Annotated in this window: 4 protein-coding genes; 3 read left to right on the forward strand and 1 reads right to left on the reverse strand. The window is 69.7% G+C overall.

Annotation, left to right across the window (positions count from 1 at the left end):
• Positions 1-54: 54 nt before the first annotated feature.
• Positions 55-1,602 (reverse strand): fatty acyl-CoA synthetase, encoded by a 1,548-nt coding sequence (locus tag BN948_RS25185; RefSeq protein ID WP_035624794.1) that lies wholly within the window; start codon positions 1,600-1,602, stop codon positions 55-57.
• A 46-nt stretch (positions 1,603-1,648) separates the two neighbouring features.
• On the opposite strand from BN948_RS25185, the gene BN948_RS25190 reads away from it, so the two are divergent.
• From BN948_RS25190 to BN948_RS25200, 3 genes are read left to right on the forward strand one after another with little or no spacing between them, the layout of a single operon-like run.
• On the forward strand, positions 1,649-2,464 hold the full coding sequence (locus tag BN948_RS25190) for an MlaE family ABC transporter permease (RefSeq protein WP_009515343.1): 816 nt from the start codon (positions 1,649-1,651) through the stop codon (positions 2,462-2,464).
• Between the two features lie 6 nt (positions 2,465-2,470).
• On the forward strand, positions 2,471-3,502 hold the full coding sequence (locus BN948_RS25195; protein WP_009515344.1) for an MlaD family protein: 1,032 nt from the start codon (positions 2,471-2,473) through the stop codon (positions 3,500-3,502).
• Entirely contained in the window at positions 3,499-4,002 is a 504-nt protein-coding gene (locus BN948_RS25200; RefSeq protein WP_238327268.1) for a hypothetical protein, read from the forward strand. Before BN948_RS25195 ends, BN948_RS25200 begins: the two co-directional genes overlap by 4 nt.
• Positions 4,003-4,053: the final 51 nt, after the last annotated feature.

Raw genomic sequence — 4,053 nt, forward strand, 5'->3', positions numbered from 1 at the left:
ACAAATCCGTCCCGTTTGAAGAACTGGCATCCGTTCCTACCCCAAACTCGTTTATCAACTGGCAACGCGACAGAACCGTTTTCCGCTGGGGTTCTTCGGCAGCGCGTCGGTGAACACCACGCGCTTCGGCGCCTTGAAGCCCGCCATGTTCGCGTTGCAGTGGGCGATGACCTCGTCCTCGGTGAGCGACTGGCCGGCCTTCACCACGACCACCGCCGTCACCGCCTCCACCCACTTCGGGTCGGCCAGGCCGATCACCGCCACCTCGCTCACGGCGCCCAGGCGGTAGATCATTTCCTCGACCTCGCGGCTGGCCACGTTCTCGCCGCCGGTCTTGATCATGTCCTTCTTGCGGTCGACGATGGTGATGTAGCCCTCGTCGTCGATGACGGCCAGGTCGCCGCTGTGGAACCAGTCGCCACTGAACGCGGCCTCGGTCTTCTCGGGGTCGTTGAAGTAGCCCAGCATCAGGTGCGGCGAGCGGTGCACCACCTCGCCCACCTCGCCGGGCATCACGTCCTCCATCAGGTCGTTGACGACGCGGGTCTCCACGTTGAGCACGGCCTTGCCGCAGGAGCCGGGTTTGCGCAACTGGTCGTCGGGGCCGAGCATGGTGGCCAGCGGCGCAATCTCCGTCTGGCCGTACAGGTTCCACAGCCGCACCGCCGGCAGGCGCGAGGCCAGTTCCTTCAGCACCTCCACCGGCATGATGGACGCGCCGTAGTAGCCCTTGGCCAGGGCCTTCAGCCGCGCGGCGTCGAAGGCGGGCGAACGCAGCAGCGCGATCCACACCGTGGGTGGCGCGAAGAAGCTGGTGATGCGGTGTTTCTCCAGCAGGTTGAGCAGGTGGTCCGGCACGGGCTTGCCGGTGATGACGTTGGTGCTGCCCATGTAGATGGCCGGGCCGAAGAACACGTCGAGCTGGGCGCAGTGGTACAGCGGCAGCGCGTGCAGGGCCACGTCGGCCTCGGCGATCTCGGCGTTGATGACGCAGCTCACGTACTGCCACAGCACCGCGTCGTGCGTGAGCATGGCGCCCTTGGGGCTGGACTCGGTGCCGCTGGTGTAGACGATCTGCGCCAGGTCGGTGCTCTGCAGCGTCACCTCGGGCAGCGGCTCGGCGCAGGCGGCCAGGTGGTCGAAGCGGTGCATGGACGCGTCGGGCTCGGTGGGGTCTTCGCTGGGCAGCCAGATGAAGCGTTCAACGGCCGTCTCTTGCGCGGCGGCGGTGCGGGCCAGTTCGGCCAGGCCGCTGTCGGTGGCCAGGGTCTTGGCGCCGGCGTGGCGAAGGATGTAGGCCACCTCGTCGGCCTTGAGCATGAAGTTGATGGGCACCAGCACCGCGCCCCGGCGCGCGATGGCGAAGCGCAACGCCGCGAAGCCGTGCGAGTTGCGCGCCAGCACGGCCACGCGGTCGCCTTCTTCCACGCCCAGGTGGGCCAGGCCGGCGGCCAGGCGCGAGACGAGGGCGTTGAAATCGGCGTAGGTCCAGCGGGTGTCGCCGCAGGCGATGGCGAGCTTGTCGGGCAGGCGCAGGGCGGTTCGGTGCAGTGCGTCGGCGATGGTCTGGCGGCGCACCACGGGTGCGATGGGGGTGGTCATTCGAATGTCTCCAGGTAAGGTCTCCAGGCGGATATGGTGCCCTATCATGCGCCGCATGCGTGGCATCACCCCCGACATGAACCATGGCCTGAAGCGCCAGGCACGGCGGCGCCGCGCCCAAGTGGTGGCCTGGTGGCACACGCTGCAGATGGGCGCGCAGATCACCGTGCTGATGCTGTCGCCGCGCAGCTACACGGGCGGGCGGGCGCGCACCGTGCTGTCGCACCAGGTGGCCGCGGTGCTGCCGCTGCTGCCCTGGTTCACGGTGCTGTCGGCGCTCATCAGCCTGGTCATCATCCGCATCGTCACGGCCACGGCCAGCAGCTATGGCCTGTCGCAATACGCGCTGGAGGTGCTGGTGCGCACCCTGGTGCTGGAGCTGATCCCGCTCTTCGCGGCCCTGTTCGTGGCCCTGCGACACGCCATGCCGGGGGCCGAGCAGCTGCGCCATCAGCTCGACGTGCGCCAGCGGGCGGGCGGGCACATCCCCGGCATCGCCGGCCTGGCCGGCACGCTGTTGCCGCGTGCCATGGCCAGCATGCACGCGGTGGTGCTGCTGGCGGCGCTGGCGGGCGTGGTGGCCCTGGTCATCACCTACCTGGTGGTGCATGGCCTGTCGCCCTGGGCGGTGCCGTCCTATACCTACGACGTGGGGCGTGTGTTCAACTCCGTGGTCTCGCTGATCTTCCTGCTCAAGACCCTGTTCTTCAGCCTGGCTGTGGCCACGGTGCCGCTGGCGGGCGCCGCCGAACCCGACGAGCACGGCCGCTACGTGCCGCGCAGCGACATGGTCGAGTTCGCACGGCTGTTCTCGGTGCTGCTGATGGTCGAGATGGCCGCCCTGGTGGGCAACTACTACTAGACGCACATGAGCGACAGAGACCCAACGCCCGATCGCGAACGCGACCCCCCGCTGGTGCCCGAGCCGCCGCCCGTGAGCGGCCTGGAGTTCAAGGCCGCGCTGCTGATGGCGCTGACGCTGATGCTGGTGGTCGGGTCGGTGGTGTTCGTGATGTTCGCGCGCGGCGTGTTCGAGCCCACGCAACGCCTGGTGCTCATCGCCGACGACGCCGAGGGCGTGAACGTGGGCATGGACATGACCTTCGCGGGTTTTCCCATCGGCCGGGTGGCGCGGGTGGAGCTGGGCGCCGACGGCAACGCGCGCATCCTCATCGACGTGCGCGACAGCGACGCCAAATGGCTGCGCACGTCCAGCGTTTTCACCATGGAGCGCAGCCTGGTGGGTGGCACGCGCATCCGCGCCTTCAGTGGCGTGCTGGACGACCCGCCCCTGCCCGACGGCGCCGAGCGCACCGTGCTGCGCGGCGACGTGGCGGCCGAGATCCCGCAGCTCACGGCGGCGGCGCGTTCGCTGCTGGACAACCTCAATGCCATCACCCGCGAGGACGCGGCCCTGCAGACGACCCTGGCCAACTTGCGCACCACCACCGAAAAACTCAACGGCCCGCAAGGCGCGCTGGGGTTGTTGGTGGGCAACGAGGCCGACGCGAAACAACTCAGCCAGGCCATCGAGCGCAGCAACGCGCTCATCGCGCGCGCCGACGGCCTGGCCGCGCGCCTGGACAGCCTGGTGGCCAACGCCGACCGCCAGGTCTTCGGCCAGGGCGCCAAGCCGGGCGAGGGCAGTGTGGTGGGCGACGTGCGCGCCACCGTGGTGCAGATGAACGGCCTGCTGGAGCAGGCGCGGGGCAGCCTGCAAAAGCTCGACGCCGTGCTGGTGGAAGCGCAGGGCGCGGCCCGCAACGCGCGCGAGGCCACCACCGACCTGGGCCCGCTGCGCGCCGACGTGGAAAGCAGCCTGCGCAAGATCGATGGCCTCATCGACGAGATCAACCGCAAGTGGCCGTTCGCGCGCGACACGGAGATCAAGCTGCCATGAGCGCCCGTCTCGCCGTCTGCCTTTTTGTCCTCGCGCTGTCGGCCTGCTCCAGCGGCCCGCCCACGCCCGCCTGGCAGATGAGCGCGCGCAGCTCACTGGACGCATCGGCCATCGCCTGGCTGGAAGGCCGCGACGCGGTCCACAGCGCGGAGTTCACCCGCGCCCGCGCGGCCGTGGCGCGCACGGGCCAGCTCGACCTGATCGCGCGCGCCGAACTGCACCGCTGCGCGCTGCGCGTGGCCACGCTGGTGTTCGAACCCTGCGCGGGCTTCGACGCCCTGGCCACCGACGCCACGCCCGAGGACGCGGCCTACGCGCGTTACCTGGCCAACCGCCTGCAGCCGGGTGACGCCGAGCGCTTGCCGCCCGCCCACCGCGCGGCGCTGGCCGCCACGGACCCGGCCGCCGCCCTGCGCGGCGTGGACGACCCCGTGACCCGATTGGTGGCCGCCGGTGCGGCCTTGCAGCGCGCGCAGGGGTTCTGTCGCGTTGCCAGTTGATAAACGAGTTTGGGGTAGGAACGGATGCCAGTTCTTCAAACGGGACGGATT

Source organism: Hydrogenophaga intermedia, from assembly GCF_000723405.1.
In the GTDB taxonomy this organism is placed as follows: domain Bacteria; phylum Pseudomonadota; class Gammaproteobacteria; order Burkholderiales; family Burkholderiaceae_C; genus Hydrogenophaga; species Hydrogenophaga intermedia.

Bases quoted from the DNA above. Each gene is read 5' to 3' on its own strand.
- BN948_RS25185 (WP_035624794.1), bottom strand. From the start codon at position 1,602: ATGACCACCCCCATCGCACCCGTGGTGCGCCGCCAGACCATCGCCGAC.
- BN948_RS25190 (WP_009515343.1), top strand. From the start codon at position 1,649: ATGCGCCGCATGCGTGGCATCACCCCCGACATGAACCATGGCCTGAAG.
- BN948_RS25195 (WP_009515344.1), top strand. From the start codon at position 2,471: ATGAGCGACAGAGACCCAACGCCCGATCGCGAACGCGACCCCCCGCTG.
- BN948_RS25200 (WP_238327268.1), top strand. From the start codon at position 3,499: ATGAGCGCCCGTCTCGCCGTCTGCCTTTTTGTCCTCGCGCTGTCGGCC.